This is a genomic window from Tumebacillus permanentifrigoris (genome assembly GCF_003148565.1).
Lineage (GTDB): Bacteria > Bacillota > Bacilli > Tumebacillales > Tumebacillaceae > Tumebacillus > Tumebacillus permanentifrigoris.
Map to the genome: position 1 here is coordinate 109,926 of NZ_QGGL01000011.1, position 25,055 is coordinate 134,980.

Here is a 25,055-nt window from a genome sequence, read left to right on the forward strand (position 1 = left end):
GAAGCATGAGCAATTTAAAAGACAAGCTGTCCACTCTGACCCCCGAACAGCTCCTCGCCTTACAGGCACGGGTGAAAAAAGCCAAGTCGTCCGCGTCTGCGAACGGCTCGCCAATCAAAGCTCTGCCGCGTGATCGGGAAGCGTATCCGGTGTCGTTCACGCAAAAGCGGATGTGGCTGCTTCAGCGCATGGAGCCGGACAATGCTTCTTACAACAATGCGTCGATCATCCGTCTGACCGGGAATCTCGACCCTCTGATGTTGCAAAAAAGCCTCCAAAAAATCGTCGATCGTCACGAAGCGATTCGCACCACTTTCATCGAGCAAGGCGAGGGAGAACTCCTCCAACGTGTACACGACACAATGGAACTTCCCTTGCCACTCATCGACCTCGAACACCTTCCGCTTGCTGAGCGGGAGGTGGAGGCGAAGCGACTGATGTGTCTGGAGGCGCATCGACCGCTGGACCTCGAACAAGGGCCGCTGCTGCGCACGTCCTTGTACCGCATCTCGGAAGCAGAACATCTGTTGATGTTCATGGTACACCATATTGTAGTCGATGGCTGGTCGGGGGGTCTGTTCCTGCTCGAACTTGGACGATTGTACGGGGAAGCGAGCACGGGAACACCTGCGAACCTCCCGGCACTTGCGCTCCACTACATCGATTTTGCGGCGTGGCAAACCGAGTGGTTCAGCGGTGATGTCGCGCGTCAACAACTCGACTATTGGAAGGAACAGCTCTCCGGCAAAGTCCCAACGCTTGAATTGCCGACCGATCGCACACGCCCGTTGATCCAGCGCTATCGGGGATCACTCACCCGCTTGCAGATCAAGTCCGACCTCGTCGAGCGCCTGCAACAACTCAGTCGCGAGGCAGAGACTACACTGTTCATGACCTTGATGGCAGCCTTCCAAGCGTTGCTGCACCGCTACACGGGCCAAACAGACTTCGCTGTCGGTTTTCCGGTCTCTGGGCGTTCTCGTGAGGAAACGCATGGAATCTTCGGGCCATTGGTTAACTCGCTCCCGCTTCGGGCGCTCGTGTCGGGTGAAGAATCGTTCCGTGAGCTCCTACAACGGGTGCGTGAGCGAGTAACAGGCGCGATGACCAATCCTGATGTCCCGTTGGAGAAACTGGTCGAGGAATTACAACCAGAACGCTTGCCAGGGGTGTCACCGTTTTACCAAGTCATGTTTAACCTGAATCGTGAAATTCCGGAAACGCACCTGCCCCAATTGAGCATCGCCTACGAGATGTTCGACGCGGGTGTTGCCAAGTTCGACCTCGTGATCGAAGCGCACACGAAACCAGACGGCTTGCATTTGGTGTTCGAATACAACAGTGATTTGTTTGATGAATCGACCATGGTCCGTTTTGCCAACGCCTACGAGACCCTGCTGACGGGCGTCGTCGAGCAACCGGACAGCCCGGTTTGGAAACTGCCGGTGCTGAGTGCCGAAGACCGCCTGCGCTTGCTCGTGGAGTGGAATGATACCGCCACTGCGGAAGACCCGCGCCAGTACAACGTCGTACAGGCCTTCGAAAAGCAGGCGATACTTCATGCCGACGAAGTCGCTGTGGTCGGTGGCGATGTTCGCCTGACCTACCAAGAACTGAACGAGCGTGCCAACCGACTCGCGCGCTTCCTGCGTGAACAGGGAGTTGATACGGACACCCGAGTAGGCCTCCTAGTAGACCGCACACCAGAGATGGTAGTGGCAGTGCTTGGCGTGCTCAAGGCAGGTGGCGCTTACGTGCCGATCGATCCGGCGTACCCGGTGGAACGCATCTCCTACATGGTTGAGGATAGTGGAGTGAAACTCCTGCTCACCCAAAGCGATCTGGCTGAGCGTTTGCCCGCGCAAGCTCCTCGTTTTTTGTTGGACACTGAGTTTGACCGATTGACCGACTTCCCGAAACAGAACCTTGAATACCGCATCGGTGCCGATGACCTCGTGTATGTCATCTACACGTCGGGCTCCACAGGTCGACCGAAGGGCGTTTTGATCACACATGGTGGATTGATGAACTACTTGACGTGGGCGATGGAGACGTATGCACAACAAGGACATGGCGCACCGGTGCATTCCTCGCTGGCGTTCGACCTGACTGTCACGTCGATGTACGTCCCGCTGCTGAGTGGCAAGCGGGTCGTGCTGGTCGCTGAATCGATGGGCGTGGATGCATTGGTTGAAGCGATGCGCACCGCGCCTGGCTACAGCTTGACCAAGATCACGCCGGCGCACTTGCAACTGTTGGGCATGGAAACGCAGGCGGGTGATGCCCATACATGGAACCACGTGTTTGTCATCGGCGGCGAGGCGCTGACCTATGAAAACATCGCGCCGTGGCAACAACACGCTCCAGACACCGTGCTGGTCAACGAGTACGGCCCGACTGAGACGGTTGTCGGCTGCTGCGTGTACAGCGTCCCGCGCGGGGAAAAAGCGACCGGGCCCGTCCCGATTGGACGGCCGATCGCCAACACCAAGCTCTACGTCCTCGACTCACATCTGCAACCGGTGCCGATCGGAGCTGTTGGTGAGCTCTACATTGGCGGTTACGGTGTTGCCAGAGGGTACCTGAACCGTCCGGACCTGACGGCGGAGCGCTTTGTCGAGAACCCGTTTGAACCGAACACCCGGATGTACAAAACAGGCGACCTCGCCCGCTACCTGGCCGATGGCAACCTCGTCTACTTAGGCCGCCTCGACGACCAAGTGAAGATTCGCGGATACCGTATCGAACTTGGCGAAATTGAGGCGGTGCTGGAAACGCAAGAGCAGATCAAGCTGGCAGCGGTCATCGTGCAGGATGACGGTCAGGGGGACAAGAGTCTCCTTGGCTACTACACAACGGTGGACGGAACGCCGATTAAAACTCGTGACTTGCGCAGTTTCTTAAAGGAGACGCTCCCGCCACACATGATTCCGACGCACCTCGTGCACCTGGAGAGCATGCCTCTGACGGTCAATGGCAAGATCGACCGTCGTGCCTTGCCCGCCCCAGAACGGGCACAGGCGGAGGAGACGGCCCCAAGCGCAGCGCTCACCCAGTTGGAAAAGCAGGTGCAGGCGGTGTGGGAGGCTGTATTGAAGCGGGAGACAGTTGGCGTACACGACAACTTTTACGAGATTGGCGGGCACTCCGTCAATGCGATCTTGATCACCTCACGCCTGAAAAAAGCGCTCCACGTGGACTTCCAGATTCGCGACATCTTCCAAGCCCCGACCGTCTCGAAGTTGGCGGCGTTCCTCGGCACCAAACTGCGTGAAGCGCACGGCGACACTCTGCCGACGATGTCCCCTGTGCCGCGCACCCTGCCGTTGCCGCTCTCCTATGAACAGCAACGCCTCTGGCTCGCTGACCAACTGCAACGCGACACGCAATACAATGTCCGCTACTTCTGGGAGATCGAAGGCCAGTTGCATGCGGACGCGCTGGAACAGAGCTTCGTCGAAATCATCCGCCGTCATGAGGCCTTGCGCACCGTCTTCCGTCTCGACGGCAGCCAGCCGGTACAGGTCATCCTGCCCGATGTGGCTTTCCAGATCGAGCGATTTGACCTTCGGACCACTTCAGCAGACCAACAGGAGGCAACCCTTCGGCAGCATCTGGATGCGATCAATACACCGTTCGATCTGGCGGTGGGGCCGATGTTGCGTGCGGAACTCTTCCAATTGAGTGAGCAACGCCATGTTTTGCACCTGTGCGTGCATCACATCATCGGGGACGGTTGGTCGTTGGACATTCTGGCCCGAGAGTTGACGGCGTTGTACGAGGCCTACACAGGAGGCGAGGCCTCGCCGCTTCCAACGCTTGGCATGAACTATGCCGACTACGCAGTCTGGCAACGACGCTTGCTCGAGGAAGGTTATCTTGAGGGGCAGGTGCAGTATTGGAAGACCCAATTGGCAGGGGTAGCCCCGCTTCTCGACCTGCGCCCGGACTTCCCTCGCCAAGAGGTGCAGAGTGTCAAGGGGAGCAACTTGCGTCTTGACCTGCCCGCCGGATTGCCTGAAGACTTAGAAGCGTTTAGCCGACAAGAACAGGCAACGCTCTTCATGACCTTGCTAGCTGCTTATAATCTCGTGCTCGGCGAGCGCAGCGGCTGTGACGACATCCTCGTCGGTATACCGATTGCAAACCGCCACCATGAAGAGACACAATCGATGTTCGGCATGTTCCTCAACACGCTCGCGGTCCGCACGAGGCTTGCGGGAGCGGCGACCTTCCGAGACCTGCTTGCCCGCGTCCGCGACGCAGCCTATGGGGCATTCTCCAACCAAGATGTGCCGTTTGACCGCGTGATCGAAGAAGTAAATCCGGAGCGCAACACCGCCTACTCGCCACTGGTGCAAGTCTGGTTCAACCACCAGAACACCCCGCGTACGGAGATGAACTTGCCCGGTCTGACATTGCGCGCCCAACCGGTCGCAGAGGACACGGTGAAATTCGACATCATGCTGGAGGCCTTGACGGAGAGTGACGGGCGCCTGAGCGTCTCGCTCTCCTATAACACCGATCTGTACCGTGCTGGGACCGCCGAACTGCTGGCATCCCAATGGCAAGCCGTGTTGACAACGATCGTTCGTCGCCCGGAGGTGACGTTGGCAGAGCTGCGCGTCGAACTGGCAGAACTCGCCCGACGCACCGAGGAGCAGTTTAAGCAGTCCTTCCAATCCACGCGCCGCTCCAAACTGCAAGCCACCAAAGCGAAGAAATTAGGAGGTAGCCCCGAATGAAGAAAGGTCTGTCTGATCTCAAATCCAAAGCCTTGAAGATCTCATCGGAACAAGAACTGGTACGCATCGAAGACTTTGCACCGGGCCAACGACTGCCGCTTTTGATCACACCGCTTGTACCGGGAGTCAATCTGCTGGACTGGTGTTCGAGAAATCGCGCCAAATTGGACGAGTTGTTGTTGGAAACAGGCGGCCTGCTCTTCCGTGGCTTTGACATCTCCACGCAGGAGCGATTCGACGAGTTCGTCTCCGGCATGTGCGAGGAACTGTTGGTCTACAACGAGTCCTCCTCACCGCGCACGAAACTGACCAACAAAGTCTATACCTCCACAGAACATCCCAAGGAATTGGTGATCCTCCAACACAATGAATTGTCCTATTCCAACGTCTGGCCGCAGCGAATCTGGTTCTGCTCCGTTCAGGAAGCCCAGAGTGGAGGCGAGACTCCGGTCGCCGACATGCGCCGCGTCTATGACCGCATCGATCCGGCCATCCGCGAAAAGTTTGAGGAGAAGGGCTGGATGCTCATGCGCAATTACGGTGATGGGTTTGGCCTGCCGTGGCAGGAAGTCTTCCATACTGAGGACCCGGCAGAAGTGGAGGCGTACTGTCGCACGCACGGCCTCGAGGTCGAATGGAAAGCGGACGGCCTGTTGCGCACACGCTCTGTGCGCAAAGCGGTGCGCCGTCACCCCGTGACAGGTGAGAAGATGTGGTTCAATCACATCGCATTTTGGCACGAGTCGAGCTTGGAGCCGGAGATTCGCGAACTGCTGACTGCCGAACTCGGTTTGGAAGGGCTGCCCTACAACACCTATTATGGGGATGGCTCTTTGATCGAAGAGGAAGTTGTTGCAGCGTTGCGTGCGGCGACGGATGCCGAGACGCTTGCGTTCCCGTGGCAGCGGGGAGACCTGCTCATGCTAGACAATATGATGGTTTCGCACGGTCGCAAGAGTTTCACCGGCGAACGTCGTACATTGGTGGCGATGGGCGAACCGCTCGACAGCGCGGAAGCAGATCGTATGGAAGCTAACATGATCAAGTAACGTAAACAGGTACACCCCTTAAAGTAGACATTGAGAAGAGATCCCTCAATGGCAGATCTATTTTAGGGGGTGTCTTTTTTATGCCGAAGAAAGGTCAAATATCTCCGACCAAGCCTTGTCAAGGTCAGCAGCCAGTAGATGTTCGGCAAATCGTTCGGCTTCCAGATGCATAGGTCACCCCACCCCCAACTTTCAATCAAGCTCAAGTTTACGACGAGATGGTAACACCAGTATGCAACACCGATGCAAATAAAAAAGCTCTCGTACCGCCGGGGCGGGTCGAGAGCTTTTTGGCTGAAAAAGGGGTTACTTGGTTTGCTTGCTCACGCTCTTGTACGAACCGTCCGTTTGGAGTTCGTAGGTTTCGAGCGTGAAACTGCCGTCCTGCTTCTTCATCCCGATCGCAAACTGGCTGCCGTCGGTGGTGACGAAGATGCTGGGCGGGGAGTCTTGCTGTGTCCAACCGGAGTTGCTGTAGGCGCTGGAGACAGCTTTGGCGAGCGCCAGTCCTTGCTTTTGATCGATCGCCAGTTTTTCAACTTGACCCAAGCCGAGGCTTGGAATCGCGGTGGAGGGCAAGTCAAGGTAGTCACCGCTCAGACCAAACGCGGTGCGCACTTCTGAAGTGTTGGTTTGCGGTGCGGACGCAGCCGGCGCATTGGTGCTCGGTTCTGCTTGTTTGGGGGTTTCTTGTTGTGCAGGCGTATTCTGTGCGGGTTCCTGTTTCGACGAGCAGCCTACGAGGGCCGTTGTGAACAGGGAGGTGAGCAGCAGCGCCAACCATGCTTTTTTCATCGACAATCGCTCCTTCCCTTGTCCCAAAGTACCATAACTCGAAAGGAGTTTACAAGCGGATGCGGAACTGAAAAAACCCGGCCTCGCGGAACGCCTGGAAGAGGATCACCAGCGCAGGCCCCACGATCAGCCCCATCACGCCGAACACCATGAAGCCCAAGTACATCGAGATCAACGTCGCCAACGCGGAGATGCCGAGCGAATTGCCAAGGATCTTGGGCTCGATAATCCGGCGGAACACGATGATCAGCACGTAGAGGATCAACAGACCGATGCCGAGCGAGCGGTTGTCCGACAGAAAGGCATAGGTGGCCCACGGCACGATCACCGCCCCCGTGCCGAGCACAGGCAGGAAGTCCACGATCACGATGATCAACGAGACGGCGAGCGCGTACTTGACGCCGAGAATCCACAGCCCGACCAGCACGAGGTCGTAGGTCAGGAACGAGATCAGGATCTGCGCTTGCAGGAAGCCGATGATCGCACGGTTGAGGTTGTGCAGGATCATCCGCACTTTGACCTGTGTCTTTTCCTCGAACAGACCGAGGAAGCCGCGCACGAGGCCGGGCAAGTCGAGCAGGAACAGGAACATCGCGATCACATAGACGGTGGAGACGATCAAGAGGTTCGGCAACGAGCGCACGAGGTTGACGAGCCCGGTGAGCACGCCGGTGGTCAGACCGTTCAAGTTGTCCAGTCCACCGGAGGCCGCTTGTTGCAACTTGCTGGCGGTGGAGGCAGGGAGTTGGTCGTAGTAGCTTTGCAGGGCGTTGATCCAGTTTTGCAACGGCCCGGCGATTTTGTTATAGAAACCGGGCAACGATTGTGAGAGTTCCACGATCTCCACGACCATCCGCGTGGTCAGGAAGTAGAGCAGGCTCAAGACGATCAAGAGAAAGCTTGTAAACGCCATCGTCACAGCCCAGATGCGCCGGATGCGCAACGCTTTTTGCAGCGAGCGGACGACCGGCTCCAGCACGATGGCGGTGACCAGCGCCAGCAGGATCGGCACACTGTGCGGCAGAACGAAGTAAGCGACGACGGCGAGGACGACAAACCAAAAGACCCGTGTGTAGGGGAACATGCTCAACTCCTTTCTCCCTCTCTTATCTATATAGGTATTCCCCAAAAAAGAGACCGAGCCCACGAGGGCCGGTCTCTTTTTTCACATCTTATGCGTCCGAGTGCAATTCGTCGTAGCGGGCTCGTCGGCCGCTTCCCATCGTTCGGTTGCTGCGGCGTGCGGTGCAGGATGAGCATGCCCTGTGAGGTCAGCCTCGGAAGTGGCGGATCTCCTGTTCCAAGAAGTCGATGAACACGGCTTTGCAGCTTTCCACCGAGTTCAGGTGTTCGTAGCCGATGAAGACGGTCGGGGTGGTTTCCACTTCCTGTCCGAACAAGCCAGACCTGTGATCGAGTTCCACGTAGATGCGCACACCTTCGTCTTCGAGCAGGAAGATCGCTTCCAACTCCGTCAAACGGCCTCTGTACGCGCCGCGGGTCGGCTTGTACTCAAACTTTTGGTGGTGGCCTTCCAGCTCGCCAGAATCGGCTTTTGGCTCAAAGCCGAGGTGATACAAGGTCTCTTGAATCACCGCGATCGGTTGGGCTGGCAGCACGTAGAAATTGTCGAAGTCGTGTTTATCAACAGCTCCAGGGATGTCGAGCTCGGTGTGCAGCGTGAAACTGACGTAGTGACTGGACTGTGGGAGCACCGGCAGGGTGTAGCGCAACGGGAATTGCAGGCTCTCCCCTTCGCGCACGACCAGACCTGTGGCGACGTTGATTTTTGCAATTTCGTAGGTGCGTTCTTCATCGCCTTGCTTGTTTTTCATGGTGAGATGGACGTTGACTGCATCGATCTGCGTCTCCGTCTTGCCGCCTGTGATCAGGACAGCACCCACGACCTCCTCGCCCACGCGTACACGGTCAGAATCCAGCACCAAGTTGACGGTAGCTGAACTCACGCCCAGTTTATGAAATAGGTTTTTGAACATCCCGAGATCCCTCGCTTCTCTTGTAGAGTGGTAGATTACGTATTCGTTTTCTCATGGTCGAGCAAAAAGTCAAAGGCTCGCACTTTCATCAGGGAGTTGAAGATGATGATCAAAAACGGCGCGAGGATCACGCCGACGAACCCGAGCGCTTGGAAGGACGCGTACATGACGACCAGCGTCACCAACGGATCGAGACCGATCGATTCGGCCAGCACTTTCGGCTCCAGCACCTGACGCACGGCGACGATCAAGCCATACACGATCAACAGGCCGATGCCGAGCTTCGTGTTGCCAGTTGCCAGCATATAGAGCGCCCAAGGTACGAACAGCGACCCCGTGCCGAGCAACGGCAGGATGTCGAGGAAGGCGGCGAGCAACGACAGCGTGAAGGCGTACTCCACGCGCAGGATCAGCAGACCGACCAGCGCTTGCACGTAGGTGATGAAGATCAGAATCAACTGCGCGCGCGCATAGCCAAATGTCGCTTTGCCCAGATCGTCGAGCACGATGTCGCCGCGCTTGCGAATCTCCGGGTGAATCAAGCGCAAGAAGCGGACTTGCCAGAGTCGGAAATCCTTGGAGATGAAAAAGGCGATCAACAGCGAGAGCAGGAAAATCGTCACGGTGGACGGGATCGACAGCACGGTATTGGTCATCGAGGTCAACAGACCTTGTCCAAACTTGGTGAGCGAATGGGCGATCGATTGCATCGTCTCCTGAACTTTGGCGGACATCTCCGGCGACAGGGTGCCGTAGAAATCGACCGCAGTATGGACGAGTGTCTGCGCTTGGTTGACCAGCCCGGCCGTCATCTCCGGGACGCGCTTGGCGAAGTCGGCCAACTCGATGACCAGTTTGGCGATCAACAGTGTGACCAACGTAAAACTCCCGCCGAAAAACACGACCAGCGTCGTGAGCGAAGCGAGCGAACGCGGCAAGCGCAAGGTGTGCAAAAATTTCACGAGCGGCTCGATCAGGATCGCGATCAAGATCCCGAACAGCAACGGCAAGATGAAGGGGAGCACCCACTTGGCGCTGATCAAAACCAGCCAGGCGAATCCGAGCCAGAGCACCAGATTCACGATCGAGAGAAAATGTTTGGTTACAAATGAGAGCATAGCGACACTCCTTGGTAGGAAGTTTTAGTTAAATTGTACCAGAATACCGGTCCTTGTGCAGGTTAGACTGGAACGGGGTGGGGCATACCTTTACTGATTGGTTTTTTCTAGGTATTATTATATGAAACCATAAGATTGAGTGGAGTGAAGGCGTATGTCAGAACAAGAAGTGGTAGTGGACATTAACGAACAGATGCAGGTGCGGCTGGACAAGCTGAAAGCTCTGTATGAAAAAGGCATCGATCCGTGGGGCACCCGCGTCGACGTCACTCATTCCAGCAAACAAATCCTCGAATTCGGTGAAGATAAATCCAAGGACGAACTGGCAGAACTCGCACAGGAAGTGACGATTGCCGGTCGTCTGATGCTCAAGCGCGGTCAAGGCAAGGCTGGTTTTGCAGATATCCAAGACCGTGTCGGACGCGTGCAGCTCTACGTGAAGCAAAACACCGTGGGCGAAGAGTCCTTTGAAATTTTCGACAAGCTGGACATCGGTGATTTTGTGGAAATCAAAGGCACGATCTTCAAAACCAAAACGGGTGAAATCTCGGTCAACGTGGCGAGCCTGCGCGTGATCTCCAAAGCGTTGCGTCCGTTGCCAGACAAGCACAAAGGTCTCAAGGACATCGAGCAGCGCTACCGTCAGCGCTACGTCGATCTGATCGTGAACGAGGAAGTTCGCGAAACGTTCGTCCTGCGCTCGCGGATCATCCAAGCGATGCGCCGCTACTTTGACGCACAGGGCTTCCTCGAAGTTGAGACCCCGACCCTGCACACGATCGCGGGCGGTACGACGGCGAAACCGTTCGTAACGCACCACAACGCGCTGGACATGCAACTTTACCTGCGCATCGCGATTGAATTGCACTTGAAGCGCCTGATCGTCGGCGGTCTGGAAAAAGTCTACGAGATCGGCCGTGTCTTCCGCAACGAAGGCATGTCCACCCGTCACAACCCGGAATTCACCCTCCTCGAACTGTATGAAGCATACGGCGATGTCGATACGATCATGACCTTGACCGAGGAGTGCATCGCCTACATCGCACGCGAAGTGCTCGGCACGACGAAGGTCGATTACCAAGGCACCGAGATCGACCTGACCCCGAAATGGAAGCGCCTCTCGATGGTCGATGCGGTTCTGGAAGCGTCGGGTGTCGACTTCCTCCTCGTCACCGAGGATGCAGAAGCGCACGAACTGGCGAAAAAGCACCGCGTAAAAACGGAGAAATTCTGGTCGGTCGGCCACATCCTCAACGCGTTCTTCGAAGAGTTCGTTGAGGAGAAGCTGATCCAGCCGACCTTCATCACCGGCCACCCGGTGGAGATCTCCCCGCTGGCCAAGAAAAACCCGATCGACCCGCGCTACACCGACCGCTTCGAATTGTTTATCGTCGGCCGCGAGCATGCCAACGCGTTCACCGAATTGAACGATCCGATCGACCAACGTCAGCGCTTTGAAGCGCAGATGGCGGAAAAGGAACACGGCAACGACGAGGCGCATGAGATGGACGAAGACTTCCTGACCGCGCTGGAATACGGCATGCCGCCGACCGGGGGTCTGGGGATCGGGATCGACCGTCTGGTCATGCTGTTGACCAACCAACCGTCGATCCGCGACGTCCTGCTGTTCCCGCACATGCGCAACCTGTAGGAGGGATTTTCAATGGCTGAGTTGACTGTTGGCCAACCCGCTCCCGACTTCACGCTGCCTGCTAGCACCGGGATGAGCGTGACGTTGAGCGAGTTGCGCGGCAAAAACATCGTGCTCTACTTCTACCCGAAGGACGACACGCCGGGATGTACGACCCAGGCCTGTGGCTTCCGCGATCTGCACAGCGCGTTTGCCGATCTGAACACGGTGATCCTGGGCGTCTCGCCCGACCCGGTAAAAAAACACGAGAAGTTTATCTCCAAGTACGAACTGCCGTTCATCCTGCTCTCCGACGAGGAACACACCGTGCTCGAAAGCTACGGGGTCTGGAAGGAGAAAAACATGTACGGCAAAAAATACTGGGGCGTCGAGCGCACCACGCTCCTGATCGATGCGGAAGGTGTCCTTCGCAAGATCTACCCGAAAGTCAAGGTCGCCGGTCATGTCGATCAAGTGATGGCGGACGTGAAGGCCCTGTAAAAGGACAAGTCCCTGCACCTGAAGCTTCAGGTGCAGGGCTTTTTTAAGATCGAAAAAATCGATCAAACCCATCAGTCATATCGGTTGAGTTGCGTATTTCGACACTCGAAGGAGGAATTGTCTGTGGAAAACTTCACTTTTTATAACCCGACCCGTTTGATCTTCGGACGTGGCCAATTGGAGGCGCTGACGACGGAAGTGCCGAAGTTTGGCAAAAACGTCCTCGTCGTCTATGGTGGCGGCAGCATCAAGAAAAGCGGCCTGTATGACCATGTGATGAACCTGTTGAAGGGCATCGACGCCAACGTTTTCGAATTGGGGGGCGTCGAACCGAACCCGCGTCTGACTACGGTCAACAAGGGGGCAGATCTCTGCAAGCGTGAAAACATCGACTTCCTGCTGGCTGTCGGCGGCGGTTCCGTCCTCGACTGCACCAAGGCGATTGCGACGGCGGCGAAGTATGACGGCGATGCTTGGGATTTCATCTCCCATCAAGTAGAAGTCAGCGAAGCGCTGCCGTTTGGCACGGTGCTGACGTTGGCGGCGACCGGCTCGGAGATGAACTGCGGCTCGGTCATCACCAACTGGGAAACCCAGGAGAAACTCGGCTGGGGCATTGAAGCGGCCTACCCGAAATTCTCGATCCTCGATCCGGTACATACGTTCACCGTGCCGCGTGAGCACACGATCTACGGCATGGTCGACATGATGTCGCACGTTTTTGAAAACTACTTCTCGCACACGACGAACACGGGATTGCAAGAACGCATGCTGGAGTCGATCCTGCTGACGGTCATCGAGACGGCGCCGAAGCTCTTGGAGAATCTGGAGAGCTATGAGCATCGCGAAACGATCCTGTACAGCGGCACGATGGCGCTCAACGGCATGACCTACATGGGCATGGCAGGCGATTGGGCGTCACACCGGATCGAGCATGCCGTTTCGGCGATCTACGACATCCCGCACGGCGGCGGATTGGCGATCATCTTCCCGAACTTGCTGAAGTACGCGGTGGAGAAGGGCGTTGGCATTTCGCGCTTCGTGCAACTGGCGACCCGCGTCTTCCACGTCGACCCGGCGGGCAAAAGCGACACGGACATCGCTCTGGAAGGCATCGAGCGTCTGCGTGCCTTCTGGACCTCGATCGGAGCTCCGTCTCGCCTCGCCGACTACGACATCGACGACACCAACCTCGATCTCATGGTCGAGAAATCCATGTTTGCTGGCCCGTTTGGCGGCTTCCACACCCTGGAGCACGACAACGTCAAGGACATTCTCAAGATGTGTCTGTAAGCCAAAAAAGGAGCCTTCCGCCACAAGCGGAGGGCTCCTTTTTCCTCGTCGAACAGGTTGTGCACTCGATATCCTCGGATGTGCGACTTCAGATCTGGCACAACTAGAAAAGTCCCGTGCCTGCTCTGGCAACGGGACTTTTTCGCTTACTTCTTGCTCTGTCCTGCCTCGACTTCGCAGTCGTGAAGCATGTGGTTCATCTGCTCCAGAACTTCCTCGGTGAACACGTCCGACTCGTGGTCGTTTTCGTAGATGCGCTTCAATTCATAGGCGGCTTCCAGCGTGTACATCTGCTCGGCAGCACGGCGCGACTTGGCGCTGCTGACCGAGTCGAGGGACGGGTGGAACGCCACGTAGGCCAGTTCCAGACGCGGCGGGAAATGCGTGGAGACCACGCGCTTCAGCGCGTTCAGGCAATACCACTCGCGGCCGATCGACTCCTCCAGAGCCGGGTTCAGCTCGCCTGTTTGGTTGACGACAGACAGCGACGGCACAGCATTCCATGTCTCCATCAAGTTCAGTAGATCCTGTTGCTTTTCCACCGGCATACGGTCAAACAGATACAGCAAACGGTCGTGTCTATTCATAGGTCTCGTCGAACCCCTTTGGTACATAATAGTCGATTGTCATAGGTTACATTATGCTTGTTCACCCACCATTATAGTGAAGTTTGCACAAAAAAACCATTCCCTTGCTTGTAGATGAACTTTTTGTGTTATCCTTCCATGTAGAAGGACTCAAGAGGGGGCACTCCCATGACCGATTGGGTGGACAAGGAAAAAGTATTTAAAGATCCAGTACACGACTACATCTATGTGTTCGATAAATTGATTTGGGATCTGATCAATACCCGCGCGTTCCAACGCTTGCGTCGCGTGCGTCAGTTAGGCACCGCTTATCTGACCTACCACGGGGCCGAACACACCCGCTTCACCCACAGCCTTGGCGTCTACGAGACGATGCGCAAAGTCCTCTCGCACTTTGACCGCAAGTTCGGATGGCCGGGCGATACCCGCACCCGTCTGCTGGCACTCTGTGCCGCGCTCCTGCATGATATCGGCCACGGGCCGTTTTCGCACACGATTGAGACGGTGTTCAAGTTCCACCACGAGCAGTTTTCGCAGCGCATCCTGCTCGAAGACCCGGATGTCAACGAGATTCTTCGTCGCGTCGACCCTCAGTTCCCCGAGGATGTCGTCAACGTGATCGCCAAAAAAGACAAGTTCCCGCTCGTCGTCAAACTGATCTCCTCGCAGCTCGACGTCGACCGCATGGACTATCTGTTGCGTGACGCGGTCAACACCGGTGTCACCTATGGTCGCTTCGAGCTGGAGCGCTTGATTCGCGTCATGAGCCCACAGGGCAACGACATCGTCGTGAAAAAATCGGGTCAGCAAACGGTCGAACAATACATCCTCGCCCGCTACTTCATGTATTCGCAAGTCTACCAACATCCGGTCACGCTCAGCAGTGATGTGTTGCTTCGCCATGCCTTCCTGCGCGCCAAGCACTTGCATATGAGCGACCGAGCGTTGTTTCTCCCTGACGAATTGCGCCCGTTCCTCGACAAGACGATGGACGAGATGTCGGTTGAAGAGTATCTGCGGATGGATGAGAGCGTCATGACGTACACGTTCCACCGTTGGTCGGAGGCCGAGGATGCGATTCTGCGCGACCTCGCGGATCGTTTCATCAACCGCCGCTTGTTCGGCTCAATCCACACCCGCGAACTCAAGGAAGTCGAGAAACAGACCGTTCGCGACATGTTCCGCTCGCAAGGTTTGAACCCCGATTACTTCCTCGCTTTCGGGCATTCCACCGCCGCCGGGTACCACATGTACCACCAAGGCATCACATTGGTGGAGGAGGATGGGCACCGGATGGACATCGCGGATGCTTCACCGCTCGTTCGCTCCTTGAAGCCGATTACGCAGTACCGCATCTTTTGCCCCAAGGAAGTCCTGCGCGGGGAAGGCTCCTATAAGCCGATTCGCGGCTGGTTGGAAGCCTTAAAAATATAGTGCATATAAATAGGTAGAAACGGGGTTAACACCATGAAATACAGAATGCTCGTCTCCGATATCGACGGCACGTTGTTGAACTCAAAAGGCGAAGTAACGCCTGGCACGATCCAAGCGATTCGGGACGCGTATGACAACGGCATCATCGTGACGTTGGCGACCGGACGGCAGTTGCGCGGGGTGGTCGACATCGTCAAGCAGATCGGCATCTCCGTGCCGGTGATTCTCGGCAACGGTGCGGTGGTCGTCGATCCGTTGGCGCAAAAGACCTTGTTGCACCAGACGCTGGACGAGGAGACCACGAAGGCGATTCTCGAGGTGATCCAGGCGCACGGCCTGTGGTCGAGCGTGTTCGTACATACGTTTGAGGGCGTGGACACCTACTACGATCTCGATCCAGGCTTTGACGAGGCGTATGTTTTTATCCACAAGCACATTCCAGAAGTTGTCCAGCAGGTGGAGAGCTTGAAGGAGGTCGCCCATCTGCATCCGATCAAGGTGCTGTTGATCGACCGCACGGAACACGTGTTGCCACTGTATGAAGCGCTGCAGAAGTTGCCGCAGACCTTCAACATGGTGATCTCCGACCATGACTGGCCGGGCTTCACGCTGCTGGAGTGCTTCCATCACCGCTCGACCAAGGCATCTGGCATCCGCCATGTGGCGGAGATATTTAACATTCCGGCGGAGCAGGTCGTCGCAGTAGGGGACAATACCAACGATTTTGAGATGATCGAATTTGCTGGACTGGGCGTCGCGATGGGCAATGCGCACGCGGAATTACAGGAACGGGCGGACTGGATTACGAAATCAAACGACCAAGATGGCGTTGCACACCTCATCAGAACCAAGATGCTCAGTTAAAAAGGGATTTAGGAACGGCTCGTCGAAACTAGTGCTACTGGTTTTCATGAGTCGTTCTTTATTTCGTTAAGGGGAACAAGGGGAGAGGTTACAGCATGAAATTTTCGATCACCACGAAGATCATCCTGACCATTTTTTCGCTGTTGATTCTTCCGATGGTTGCAACGGGGTCGTGGATTTATCTCGGCATCAACCAGAGCTATTCCCAGATGGAGCAGGAGCGCGGCGTCGGCAACCTGCAAAGTGCCAATGAGATGATGCACTACATGGGCGAGAATTGGGAAAGTCTCGTCAAGACCAATGCCTATTGGGCGGATCTCCACACAGCGGTTGCACAGGGGGATCGGGATTGGATTGCGAACAATGTCCTGAACGTCATGGACTCCAACAAGTCGTTGGTCGGCGCATATCTCACCGACCTGCAAGGGACTTTGATTCTCAAGCGCGAGAACGAACCCATCGGGTTCGACGCCCAGTTAGCCAAGGCGGCGCTCGCGCTCGGGGCGGACAGGACGCGCACCGGGTTGATGCAGACCGATCAAGGCTTGATGCTGGTCGGGATCGCCAAAGTCACCGATGAGCAAGGCGAGGCGAAGCCGAATGCCATGCTGTTTTTCCTGCAGCGGGTCGATGAACCATTTCTCAAGCAGGTGAACTTGGTCACACACGCCCAGATCATGCTGTACGACGGGCATCAAGTGGTGTCCACCTACGAGGGATTTCAGAAAGCTGAAGCGCCGGATCTGTTCGCACAGGTACGAGGGCAGCGCGCACCGTTGACACTTTCGCAAGTGACAGACGAGGGACAAGAGACACAAACGCTGGGGCCGTTGACCGATCTATTTGGGGATACGATCGGCTTCCTCGGCACGCAAACCCTCTCCGAAACAGGCAAGCAGATTCGAAATGACTTGTTGCAACGCGCCGGTCTGGGTGGGATCATCCTGCTCGCGTTGGGCGGGATCGTGGCGTTCTCGCTGTACAACCGATTGTCGCGTCCCTTGGCTCGTCTGAGCGGAGAGATGGTGCGCGTGGCGGCAGGTGATCTGACGGAGAATGCCGAGATGCGCAAACTCAGCCAGACGAGCAGCCGGGATGAGATGGGCGAGATCGTCCGCTCCTTCCTCGCGATGACCGAAGGCTTGAAGCACCTCGTGAGCGTGTTGCATGTCGAGTCGAACGCGCTGAGCGATCGCAGCCGCGAGTTTGCCGCCTCGACGGAGGAGGCGAAAAGCACACTGCACATGATCGCAGCGTCGTCGGCCGATGTGACGATGCTGGTCGATCGCACATTTGAACAGGTGGAGCAAGCGTCCGTGCAACTGCATGCCTTGGAAGCGCAAGCGCAGAACATCGCCCGCAACTCGGAGCAAGCGGTGCTGGCGGCGGAACAGATGCGCGAGTCCGCAGGGGTTGGACAATCCCAGATGGAGCGTTCGATTTCCACGATGCGCGATGTGGAGAGCAGTTCCGCAGAGAACGAACAGCGCGTTGTGCAGTTGCAGGCGGTGGCGCAGAGCATTCATGAGATCGTGGATGACATCAAAGCGATTGCCAAGCAGACCGGGATGTTGGCTTTGAATGCCTCGATCGAAGCGGCGCGCGCCGGGGAACAGGGGCGCGGGTTCGCAATTGTGGCGCAGGAAGTGGCGAAACTGTCCGACCAGTCGCGCACGGCGACAGAGCAGGTCGAGAGCTTGGTGAAGCGGATTCGAGCGAGCGTGGTCGATGTCTGTGAGACGTCCGGGGAATTGCGGGAGCGCTTAGGGGTTGGGGTCGAGCAAGTCCAGTCGACCTCACAAGCGTTTGCGGAAATTTTGCAACATGTCGGCAGCGTCGAACAGCAGATTCGCGAGATTCGCGACGAAGCCGGTCTGCAGGAAGCCAGCACCGTGACGGGGGTCAACGCGGTCGATGCAGTCCGCGAGATGGCGTCGGAGATGGTCGCCAGCGTCACCGATGCGGCGCAGGCTTCGGAGGAATCCTTGCAGACGATGCAGGTGATCACCGAGAATTCCAACCAACTGGCTGAACTCGCGGAGGAATTGCGCGAGGGGATCAGCAAGTTCCGGTTGAAGTAACCCTTTTACCTGCAGCGGATGCAAAAAAAGACTCGAAGCCTTGTGGCTCGAGTCTTTTTTCTTACTTGCCTGCGCCTGCGATCGTGTCCAACACTTCGGACATCGCTTGCACGCGTCGGGTGCATTCCAGTTCGGTGCCGATGTTGTGCGGGTCGATGTAGACCGTCTGGCAACCGAGTTCCATCGCCGGGAGAATTTCGTTCACCCAGTTGTCGCCGACCGAGAGGATGCGCTCATACGGGAGGTCAAACTGGTTGACGATCCGCTCGAAGACGCCCTTGGTGCCCGATGGCTTGCGCGCCATGAACACTTTCTCGTCAAAGGACTGCAACAGACCGATCTTGTCGAGGATCTTCTCCGAATCCGGCTGCGGTGAGTTAGTGACCAGCACTTGCTTGATTCCGTTGGCGCGCGATGCGTTGATCGCTTCCTTCAATCCTGCGATGTTGTTCATGTGGAAGTCAGGTCCCATCATGAACTCGCGCGTCGAGAGAAACGCTTCGGTTGTCTGGCTGTCGTCCAGCCCGTAGTGGCGTGCGATGCAACCGGGCACCCACCAGAGGTCGCCGACGGAGAACATGTCGGTCAAGTTGACTTCGACTCGGTCCGGGTACAACTCGCGCACTTCCTCGTCGGAGAGTTGTGTGCCATCCCAACGGTAGACTTCGCGGACGTCGCCCTTGATCTGCACGAGGATCAGATCGCGGTTTGCGTCGTATGTACGTCCAATGCGCAGCACGTGCTCGTCGCGGCGACCTGCTTCATAGTCGGTTTGGAACGAAGTTTGCACATCGGCTGGCAGTCGTTTTCTCAGTTCGTTGGCGTAGTAATCGAAGTGATGCGTGTCTTCATAGAGCGTGCCATCCAAGTCGTAGATGATCAAGCTGACTTTCGAAAGATCCATGTTGATACCCCATCCTTTCTGGAAACTATTATATCGCAAAACGGGCTCTCCACCAGCACTCGACAATTTTAGTCAAAATTTTATGTCGGAAGTCTTCCAATCAACTTACCTTTTGAGTACAATGGTACTTGCTGTCCCTTCTCATCGGATACTTGATGTGGTATGAATAGGTTATACTACTTGGTATCCAAAAACGACATGTTCAACTAGACCGAAACGAAAGTTGGGAGAATGATGATTCAATTTAACAAAGTTAAAAAGGTGTATCCCAATGGCACCGTCGGCCTGGATAATATCAACCTGACCATACATCCGGGGGAATTTGTCATCATCGTCGGTTTGTCCGGTGCAGGTAAGTCCACGCTGCTTCGCGCGATTAATCGCTTACATGAGATTTCTGAAGGCGAGATCGTGATCAACGGTCAATCGATCACCAAGGCCAAAGGAGTCGAGCTTCGCCGCATTCGTCGTGACATTGGCATGATCTTCCAGAATTTTAACCTCGTCAAACGGGTTTCGGTTCTGCGCAACGTTCTGTCCGGTCGCGTCGGCTACCATTCGACCCTGCGCACACTGCTTGGCCTGTGGCCGAAGCAGGACGTTGAACTCGCGCACGATGCACTGCGCCGCGTGAACATTCCGGACAAGGCTTACATCCGAGCCGACCAACTGTCCGGTGGGCAACAGCAGCGCGTTTCCATCGCCCGCGCTCTGGCACAAGAGGCAAAGATCATCCTCGCCGACGAGCCGGTCGCATCGCTTGACCCGCTGACCACCGTTCAAGTCATGGACGACCTCAAGCGCATCAACCAAGAACTGGGCATCACCACGATCGTCAACTTGCACTTCCTCGACCTTGCGCGCAAGTACGGGACCCGAATCATCGGTTTGCGTGCCGGCAAAGTCGTGTTCGACGGTCCGGTCGAAGCGGCAACAGACGATGTGTTCTCGGAGATTTACGGTCGCAAGATTCAGAAGGACGAATTGCTCGGCGACGTGGAGGTCTAAGCCATGAACCAGTCCAACGCGTTCAAATTACCGCCCAAGCCGTCCCGGCTGAAGTTTATCGTGATCTACCTCATCCTCGCGGTGCTCTATGTTGTCAGCTACATTGGCATCAAAGCTGACATCACGGAACTGTGGGAAGGGCTGCCCAACATGGGGAACCTGCTGGCTCAGATGTTCCCGCCAGACTTCGCCTACTTCAAATCGATCCTCAAGCCGATGATGGAGACGCTGAAAATGGCGATCCTCGGTACCGTTCTCGGCTCGTTGCTCGCGATTCCGTTTACTCTGCTGGCCGCGCGCAACGTGTTCCTCTCGCGTTGGATCACCTCTTCGACCCGCTTTGTTCTGAACTTCATCCGGACGATTCCTGATCTGTTGTTGGCGTCGATCTTTGTCGCGATCGCAGGTTTGGGGCCGCTGGCTGGGGTCTGTGCGCTGGTGTTCTTCTCCTTCGGGATCGTGACCAAGATGACCTATGAGTCGGTGGAAACCATCGATCCAGGTCCGTTGGAAGCGATGACCGCCGTCGGGGCGAACAAGTTGCAATTTATCGGATTCGCTGTCGTTCCGCAGGCGCTTCCGGCGTTTGTTGCGTATGTGCTGTATACGTTCGAGGTTTGTGTGCGCGCCTCTGCGATCCTCGGTCTCGTCGGTGCGGGCGGGATCGGGATGGTTCTGAAAACCAACCTCGACCTGTTCAACTACCCCCATGTCACAACCATCATTCTGTTCACGCTGCTCCTAGTCATCATCATTGACTCGGTCAGTGCGTCGATTCGGGAGAGACTGCTATGAGTCAACAAAAAGGTCTGATCGCACCGAAGAAAAGCGCCGGGCAACGCGTTGGAGCCTACATTTCTTGGTTGATCGTGCTCGGCCTCGTCCTCTGGTCGACCACAGGCATGAATTTCGATCTTGAAAAAGCGTTGCACTCGATGCCGACGGTCAAGAATATTTTCAAAGGGCTGTTCCACCCGGAATGGTCGTTCTTTAACGAATCTGAGGGCGTTGTCGACAACATGATCATCACCCTCGAAACCGCGTTCCTCGGGACTTCGGTTGCGGCGCTGTTGGCGGTGCCATTTGGTTTCTTGGCGGCGCGCAACATGTCCAAAAAGTATGTCTGGATCTCGTGGTTCGGCAAGCGCATCCTCAACATCATCCGGACCCTTCCGGAGTTGATCATCGCGATCATCTTCCTCGTCGCCGTTGGACCAGGTCCGTTCGCAGGGATGCTCGCCATCGGGTTCCACTCGATCGGGATGATCGGGAAGCTCTATTCCGAAGCGATTGAGAACATGGACGAAGGCCCGATGGAAGCGTTGACAGCCGTCGGTGCGAACCGTATTCAGACGCTGTTCTTCTCGGTTCTGCCGCAAGTGTTACCGGAGTTTTTCTCCTTCGCACTCTACAAATTCGAAATTGACGTCCGTGCTGCGTCTGTGCTCGGGATGGTCGGCGCAGGCGGCATCGGGACCCCGTTGCTGTTCGCTCTGCAATCGCAAGACTGGGCACGCGTCGGGATCATCTTTATCGGGATCGTTATCGCGGTCGTCATCATCGACTTTATCTCCGGATCGATCCGCAAACGCCTCGTGTAGTCACATCTTACGTTTTGTCCAAATTGTGAAAGCCCGGTTTTGACGAACCGGGCTTTTTTCTATACATGCTAGTATATAAACGATAAGTAGTCTACAATAATGAGGTATGCAAACTGACTTCGTTTTTAGACACAAGGAGGATGTACTTCGTGAGCGGTTCTCTCATGGCCTTTACCTGGGGTGTTTCTCTGGTAGCCAGTATTCTGGTGACACTCTTGTTGCGTCCGTCCCGCAAAGGGATCAGCTTGATTCTCGGGACCCTGTTTGCAAATGGTCTCTTGTTTGTTGGCGCTCATCTGCTGAAGCTGTCGTTCGGTCCGATGATCGAGCTCGACGGCAATACGACGCCGATCTTGGTCGACATCGTGTTCGCCCTGATTGGGGCCGTGATCGGCGTGCTGATCGCCAAAGCCTTCAAAGCTCGCTAATCAGACCTACAATTTAGAACGAAGGAAGAGAGACTTATGGAACAGAACCACGCCAAAAAAGCTCTACCGATTCTCTTCTTGGTGATGTTTCTCGTCATGTTGGGCTTCGGTATCATCATCCCGGTGTTGCCGTTTTTTGCCAAGGACATCGGGGCCACCCCGACACAACTTGGATTTTTGATGGCGGTCTACTCCGTTATGCAATTCCTGTTTGCACCGCTCTGGGGCAGTGTCTCAGACCGCATCGGCCGCAAGCCGGTCATGCTGATCGGGATCTCCGGTCTGGCGCTGTCGTTCTTCCTCTTTTCGGTTGCCGATCAACTCTGGGAGCTGTTCGCGATTCGAATTCTCGCAGGCATCCTGTCCTCGGCGAACATGCCGACGGTCACCGCCTACGTTGCCGATATCACGACGCCAGAGAACCGTGGCAAGGGGATGGGCATGGTCGGAGCGGCAGTCGGCTTAGGCTTCGTGTTTGGCCCGGCGATTGGTGGGGTCTTCACCAAGTTCGGCTACAACGTGCCGTTCCTCGTCGCGGGGATCTCGTCGGGTATCACGTTCCTGCTCGTCTTGTTCGTGCTCAAAGAATCATTGACACCGGAGAAGCGCAAGCCATCGGGCGTCAAGGAATCGCGTTGGAAAGCGTTTAGTGGCAACCTGTCGATCATCTACATCATGAACTTTGTCGTCTCCGTCTCGATGGCGGGTCTGGAAACCACCTTCGCCTACTTCGGTGCCGAACGTGCCGGGCTCGACACGGTCAGCCTCGGCTATATCTTCATGATCATGGGCTTCGCAGGGGCGTTGGTGCAGGGCGGTCTGATCGGTCGCTTGATCAAAAAGTTCGGCGAGGGCCGCGTCATTCAGATGGGCCTCGTCATCTCGGCGATCGGCTTCGGCTTGATCCTGCTGACCACGAGCTTCTGGACTGCCGCGCTGTACCTCTCGATCTTCGGGATCGGCAACGGCTTCATGCGCCCGTCGATCACGGCACTGATCTCCAAGCGCACGACGGCGGGTCAAGGCAGCGCATCTGGCTTGCTGTCCTCGTTCGACTCGCTGGGTCGGATCGTCGGACCGATCGTCGGCGGCGCGCTGTTCGCCGTCGGCACAGGCTTCCCGTACATCTCGGGCGTGATCTTGAGCGCAGTCGCGCTGTTGCTCTATCTCGTGTTTGCGGGTCGGGACAAGACGCCAGCCACTGCCAGAAAAGCCTAACCCAAAAAGCCTCGACTTCAGATGAAGTCGAGGCTTTTTTTATTTGGTGGCAAAGCGGTTGCGCAGGTTGCGGGCGAAGAACCACAACACCGCGAGCACGAGCACGCCGAGGATGCCATAGGAGAACGGTTTGATGTACGGCTCGACGATGCCCCAGTTCGCGCCCAGCGTGAACCCGAGGTAGGTGAGGACGTAGTTCCACGGCAGGCAGCCGAGGAAGGTGAACAGCGTGAATTTCAGGAAGTTCATCCGCGCAATCCCGGCGGGGAGCGAGATGAAGGTGCGGACCACAGGCAGGTTGCGCCCAAAAAACGCGGCCCATTCGCCGTATTTTTTGAACCAACGATCCGCGGTGTCGATATGCTTGCCTTTGATCAAGACGTACTTGCCGTAGCGTTCCAGCCACTCGCGGCCCTTGGTCGCGCCGATCCAGTAGGTGAGGAGCGAGCCGACGAGATTCCCGAACACACCTGCCCAGACCACGCCCCAGAAGGTCAGCAAACCCTCTTGTGCATGGAAGCCGCCAAACAGCATGATCACTTCACTGGGCAGCGGAATGCAGGCGCTCTCGATGATCATGGCGAGGAAGACTCCCCAGTGCCCGAACGTATCGATCAGCCCGGTAGCGATGCTGGAGAGCCATTCAAGCAGTTGATGCAACATGTGTACAATACCTCGCTTGTCTTGATTTTCTCCCCCTTATTGTACACGTTTTTCGAGCCAGATTGCCCATTCATTGACAAAAACTTTTTGAGAGTTCAGTTCTTGGAGAGCGCGCCGCCACTTGCGCAGCGTTTTTTCCAAGCCGCGGCCTTCCGCATGGTATTTATGGATCACTTTGACCGCACGATAAGGGTAGGAGAGCAAGGCGAGCAACACCGGAGCCTCCTCTGCTAGCAACGGTCGTTCGGCGTGATACGCCTCGAACAAGTGGCAGGCGAACTCCTGAGACCAGCCTTGGGCAAGCAACGCGTTGGCGAGGAAGTCGCTGAGGTCTTGCACCCACACATCGAGCCGGAACGAGTCGAAATCGATGAGACACACGCGCCCGGCTTCGTCCACCGTAAAGTTTTCCGCCTTGACGTTGCCGTGGATGAGCGTTGGCGTTTCGCGGATGGCATGCACCATCGCGCCATAGGCCGAGCGGTGCAAGGTGCGAGTCGCCCGCTCCGCTTCCTCCAGCAATTTCGTTGCATGTTGCCCCACATCGGCTTCAAATTCGTTTTGAGGAGGTGAGAACGATTCAACCGCTGCACGCAGAGCGGAGTTGCGCTCCTCGAAACGCGCCAACCACTTGCCGGAAAAAGCGACTCGTTTCACCTCGTCGGGCATCTCCAGCCCATGCGAGGCTTGGTGGAAGCGCGCCAATTGAGCGGCTGCCCGCAACCATTCCACCTGTGACGATGCGTTCAGCGGTCGTCCGATCCACGGGGTGAGCACCCACGGCTCGTCGTCGATCTCCGCCCAAGGCTTTCCTTCCACCGTCAGACAGAAGCGCGGGGTGGCTGAAAATCCCTGTGCGTACAACTCCTCGATCACATGATGGTCGAAGCCGAGACGACCGCGACCATGCTTGCCGCGTTTTAAACAGTAGATGCCTGTGCTTGTGCTGACTTTGAACACCGGGCCAACCGCCTCCAACCGCTGCACCTCAAGCCCCCAATTCGCTCCCAACAAACGCTCCCATTGTTCCATGTCTTTCACCTCTCTCGTCATCATCCCTGTGCTTATTTCATATTCGACCAGACGAGGCAAAGTTCTCAAAAAATGAGAAAGACAGACGTATACTTGTCCCTGAATTG

21 protein-coding genes are annotated in these 25,055 nt (G+C 56.4%); 13 read left to right on the forward strand and 8 right to left on the reverse strand.

The window, feature by feature from the left end:
• Positions 1-5 precede the first annotated feature (5 nt).
• Together C7459_RS13680 and C7459_RS13685 are read left to right on the forward strand one after the other, a co-directional pair.
• Entirely contained in the window at positions 6-4,745 is a 4,740-nt protein-coding gene (locus C7459_RS13680) for a non-ribosomal peptide synthetase (protein ID WP_109689859.1), read from the forward strand.
• Complete coding sequence (locus tag C7459_RS13685; protein ID WP_109689860.1) at positions 4,742-5,794, forward strand: TauD/TfdA family dioxygenase; 1,053 nt, start codon at positions 4,742-4,744, stop codon at positions 5,792-5,794. Before C7459_RS13680 ends, C7459_RS13685 begins: the two co-directional genes overlap by 4 nt.
• Positions 5,795-6,100: 306 nt before the next feature.
• Here the strand turns inward: C7459_RS13685 and C7459_RS13690 are convergent, their stop codons facing one another.
• The 4 genes from C7459_RS13690 to ytvI (C7459_RS13705) form a co-directional block, all read right to left on the reverse strand.
• Positions 6,101-6,589 (reverse strand): hypothetical protein, encoded by a 489-nt coding sequence (locus C7459_RS13690; RefSeq protein ID WP_109689861.1) that lies wholly within the window; start codon positions 6,587-6,589, stop codon positions 6,101-6,103.
• 49 nt (positions 6,590-6,638) lie between these two features.
• Positions 6,639-7,673, reverse strand: coding sequence for a sporulation integral membrane protein YtvI (gene ytvI / locus C7459_RS13695; protein WP_109689862.1), 1,035 nt, complete (start codon positions 7,671-7,673; stop codon positions 6,639-6,641).
• Between the two features lie 187 nt (positions 7,674-7,860).
• Positions 7,861-8,586 carry a sporulation protein gene (locus tag C7459_RS13700; protein WP_109689863.1) on the reverse strand — a complete coding sequence of 242 codons (726 nt, stop codon included), beginning with the start codon at positions 8,584-8,586 and terminating at the stop codon, positions 7,861-7,863.
• A gap of 35 nt (positions 8,587-8,621) precedes the next feature.
• Positions 8,622-9,704 (reverse strand): sporulation integral membrane protein YtvI, encoded by a 1,083-nt coding sequence (ytvI, locus tag C7459_RS13705; protein ID WP_109689864.1) that lies wholly within the window; start codon positions 9,702-9,704, stop codon positions 8,622-8,624.
• A gap of 154 nt (positions 9,705-9,858) precedes the next feature.
• On the opposite strand from ytvI (C7459_RS13705), the gene lysS reads away from it, so the two are divergent.
• The 3 genes from lysS (at position 9,859) to C7459_RS13720 (ending at position 13,128) form a co-directional block, all read left to right on the forward strand.
• Positions 9,859-11,355 (forward strand): lysine--tRNA ligase, encoded by a 1,497-nt coding sequence (gene lysS, locus C7459_RS13710; RefSeq protein WP_109689865.1) that lies wholly within the window; start codon positions 9,859-9,861, stop codon positions 11,353-11,355.
• A gap of 12 nt (positions 11,356-11,367) precedes the next feature.
• The gene (bcp, locus tag C7459_RS13715) at positions 11,368-11,835 is read left to right on the forward strand and encodes a thioredoxin-dependent thiol peroxidase (protein ID WP_109689866.1); all 468 of its coding nucleotides are present in this window, start codon (positions 11,368-11,370) and stop codon (positions 11,833-11,835) included.
• A gap of 123 nt (positions 11,836-11,958) precedes the next feature.
• Positions 11,959-13,128: an iron-containing alcohol dehydrogenase gene (locus tag C7459_RS13720; protein ID WP_109689867.1), complete on the forward strand. Its 1,170-nt coding sequence runs from the start codon at positions 11,959-11,961 to the stop codon at positions 13,126-13,128.
• 146 nt (positions 13,129-13,274) lie between these two features.
• On the opposite strand, the gene C7459_RS13725 is transcribed toward C7459_RS13720, so the two are convergent.
• Positions 13,275-13,715: a hypothetical protein gene (locus C7459_RS13725; protein ID WP_109689868.1), complete on the reverse strand. Its 441-nt coding sequence runs from the start codon at positions 13,713-13,715 to the stop codon at positions 13,275-13,277.
• 168 nt (positions 13,716-13,883) lie between these two features.
• Here C7459_RS13725 and C7459_RS13730 point away from each other — a divergent pair, with 168 nt between their 5' ends.
• The 3 genes from C7459_RS13730 (at position 13,884) to C7459_RS13740 (ending at position 18,094) form a co-directional block, all read left to right on the forward strand.
• A complete protein-coding gene (locus tag C7459_RS13730) occupies positions 13,884-15,149 on the forward strand; it encodes an HD domain-containing protein (protein WP_109689869.1) in 1,266 nt (421 codons plus the stop codon).
• A 33-nt stretch (positions 15,150-15,182) separates the two neighbouring features.
• Positions 15,183-16,013, forward strand: coding sequence for a Cof-type HAD-IIB family hydrolase (locus C7459_RS13735; RefSeq protein WP_109689870.1), 831 nt, complete (start codon positions 15,183-15,185; stop codon positions 16,011-16,013).
• Between the two features lie 95 nt (positions 16,014-16,108).
• The gene (locus tag C7459_RS13740; RefSeq protein ID WP_109689871.1) at positions 16,109-18,094 is read left to right on the forward strand and encodes a methyl-accepting chemotaxis protein; all 1,986 of its coding nucleotides are present in this window, start codon (positions 16,109-16,111) and stop codon (positions 18,092-18,094) included.
• Positions 18,095-18,155: 61 nt separating this feature from the next.
• On the opposite strand, the gene C7459_RS13745 is transcribed toward C7459_RS13740, so the two are convergent.
• The gene (locus tag C7459_RS13745; RefSeq protein WP_109689872.1) at positions 18,156-18,998 is read right to left on the reverse strand and encodes an HAD family hydrolase; all 843 of its coding nucleotides are present in this window, start codon (positions 18,996-18,998) and stop codon (positions 18,156-18,158) included.
• Between the two features lie 234 nt (positions 18,999-19,232).
• Here C7459_RS13745 and phnC point away from each other — a divergent pair, with 234 nt between their 5' ends.
• The 5 genes from phnC (at position 19,233) to C7459_RS13770 (ending at position 23,253) form a co-directional block, all read left to right on the forward strand.
• Positions 19,233-20,006, forward strand: coding sequence for a phosphonate ABC transporter ATP-binding protein (gene phnC, locus C7459_RS13750; protein ID WP_109689873.1), 774 nt, complete (start codon positions 19,233-19,235; stop codon positions 20,004-20,006).
• 3 nt (positions 20,007-20,009) lie between these two features.
• Positions 20,010-20,801, forward strand: a complete 792-nt coding sequence (gene phnE / locus C7459_RS13755) for a phosphonate ABC transporter, permease protein PhnE (protein WP_109689874.1) — start codon at positions 20,010-20,012, stop codon at positions 20,799-20,801.
• Entirely contained in the window at positions 20,798-21,607 is an 810-nt protein-coding gene (phnE, locus tag C7459_RS13760; RefSeq protein WP_109689875.1) for a phosphonate ABC transporter, permease protein PhnE, read from the forward strand. Before phnE (C7459_RS13755) ends, phnE (C7459_RS13760) begins: the two co-directional genes overlap by 4 nt.
• A gap of 206 nt (positions 21,608-21,813) precedes the next feature.
• Positions 21,814-22,035 carry a hypothetical protein gene (locus C7459_RS13765; RefSeq protein ID WP_146201002.1) on the forward strand — a complete coding sequence of 74 codons (222 nt, stop codon included), beginning with the start codon at positions 21,814-21,816 and terminating at the stop codon, positions 22,033-22,035.
• Between the two features lie 36 nt (positions 22,036-22,071).
• Positions 22,072-23,253, forward strand: coding sequence for an MFS transporter (locus C7459_RS13770; protein WP_109689877.1), 1,182 nt, complete (start codon positions 22,072-22,074; stop codon positions 23,251-23,253).
• A 39-nt stretch (positions 23,254-23,292) separates the two neighbouring features.
• Here C7459_RS13770 and C7459_RS13775 read toward each other — a convergent pair whose 3' ends face one another.
• Positions 23,293-23,916 (reverse strand): DedA family protein, encoded by a 624-nt coding sequence (locus C7459_RS13775; protein ID WP_109689878.1) that lies wholly within the window; start codon positions 23,914-23,916, stop codon positions 23,293-23,295.
• A gap of 36 nt (positions 23,917-23,952) precedes the next feature.
• The gene (locus tag C7459_RS13780) at positions 23,953-24,948 is read right to left on the reverse strand and encodes a phosphotransferase (protein WP_170119461.1); all 996 of its coding nucleotides are present in this window, start codon (positions 24,946-24,948) and stop codon (positions 23,953-23,955) included.
• Between the last annotated feature and the right edge of the window lie 107 nt (positions 24,949-25,055).

Excerpts from the sequence above, each read along its gene's own strand:
- C7459_RS13680 (WP_109689859.1), top strand. The coding sequence starts at position 6 with ATGAGCAATTTAAAAGACAAGCTGTCCACTCTGACCCCCGAACAGCTC.
- C7459_RS13730 (WP_109689869.1), top strand. The coding sequence starts at position 13,884 with ATGACCGATTGGGTGGACAAGGAAAAAGTATTTAAAGATCCAGTACAC.
- C7459_RS13775 (WP_109689878.1), bottom strand. The coding sequence starts at position 23,916 with ATGTTGCATCAACTGCTTGAATGGCTCTCCAGCATCGCTACCGGGCTG.
- ytvI (WP_109689864.1), bottom strand. The coding sequence starts at position 9,704 with ATGCTCTCATTTGTAACCAAACATTTTCTCTCGATCGTGAATCTGGTG.
- C7459_RS13740 (WP_109689871.1), top strand. The coding sequence starts at position 16,109 with ATGAAATTTTCGATCACCACGAAGATCATCCTGACCATTTTTTCGCTG.
- C7459_RS13700 (WP_109689863.1), bottom strand. The coding sequence starts at position 8,586 with ATGTTCAAAAACCTATTTCATAAACTGGGCGTGAGTTCAGCTACCGTC.
- phnE (WP_109689874.1), top strand. The coding sequence starts at position 20,010 with ATGAACCAGTCCAACGCGTTCAAATTACCGCCCAAGCCGTCCCGGCTG.
- C7459_RS13780 (WP_170119461.1), bottom strand. The coding sequence starts at position 24,948 with ATGGAACAATGGGAGCGTTTGTTGGGAGCGAATTGGGGGCTTGAGGTG.
- ytvI (WP_109689862.1), bottom strand. The coding sequence starts at position 7,673 with ATGTTCCCCTACACACGGGTCTTTTGGTTTGTCGTCCTCGCCGTCGTC.
- C7459_RS13735 (WP_109689870.1), top strand. The coding sequence starts at position 15,183 with ATGAAATACAGAATGCTCGTCTCCGATATCGACGGCACGTTGTTGAAC.
- bcp (WP_109689866.1), top strand. The coding sequence starts at position 11,368 with ATGGCTGAGTTGACTGTTGGCCAACCCGCTCCCGACTTCACGCTGCCT.
- C7459_RS13745 (WP_109689872.1), bottom strand. The coding sequence starts at position 18,998 with ATGGATCTTTCGAAAGTCAGCTTGATCATCTACGACTTGGATGGCACG.
- lysS (WP_109689865.1), top strand. The coding sequence starts at position 9,859 with ATGTCAGAACAAGAAGTGGTAGTGGACATTAACGAACAGATGCAGGTG.
- C7459_RS13725 (WP_109689868.1), bottom strand. The coding sequence starts at position 13,715 with ATGAATAGACACGACCGTTTGCTGTATCTGTTTGACCGTATGCCGGTG.
- phnC (WP_109689873.1), top strand. The coding sequence starts at position 19,233 with ATGATTCAATTTAACAAAGTTAAAAAGGTGTATCCCAATGGCACCGTC.
- C7459_RS13770 (WP_109689877.1), top strand. The coding sequence starts at position 22,072 with ATGGAACAGAACCACGCCAAAAAAGCTCTACCGATTCTCTTCTTGGTG.
- phnE (WP_109689875.1), top strand. The coding sequence starts at position 20,798 with ATGAGTCAACAAAAAGGTCTGATCGCACCGAAGAAAAGCGCCGGGCAA.
- C7459_RS13685 (WP_109689860.1), top strand. The coding sequence starts at position 4,742 with ATGAAGAAAGGTCTGTCTGATCTCAAATCCAAAGCCTTGAAGATCTCA.
- C7459_RS13690 (WP_109689861.1), bottom strand. The coding sequence starts at position 6,589 with ATGAAAAAAGCATGGTTGGCGCTGCTGCTCACCTCCCTGTTCACAACG.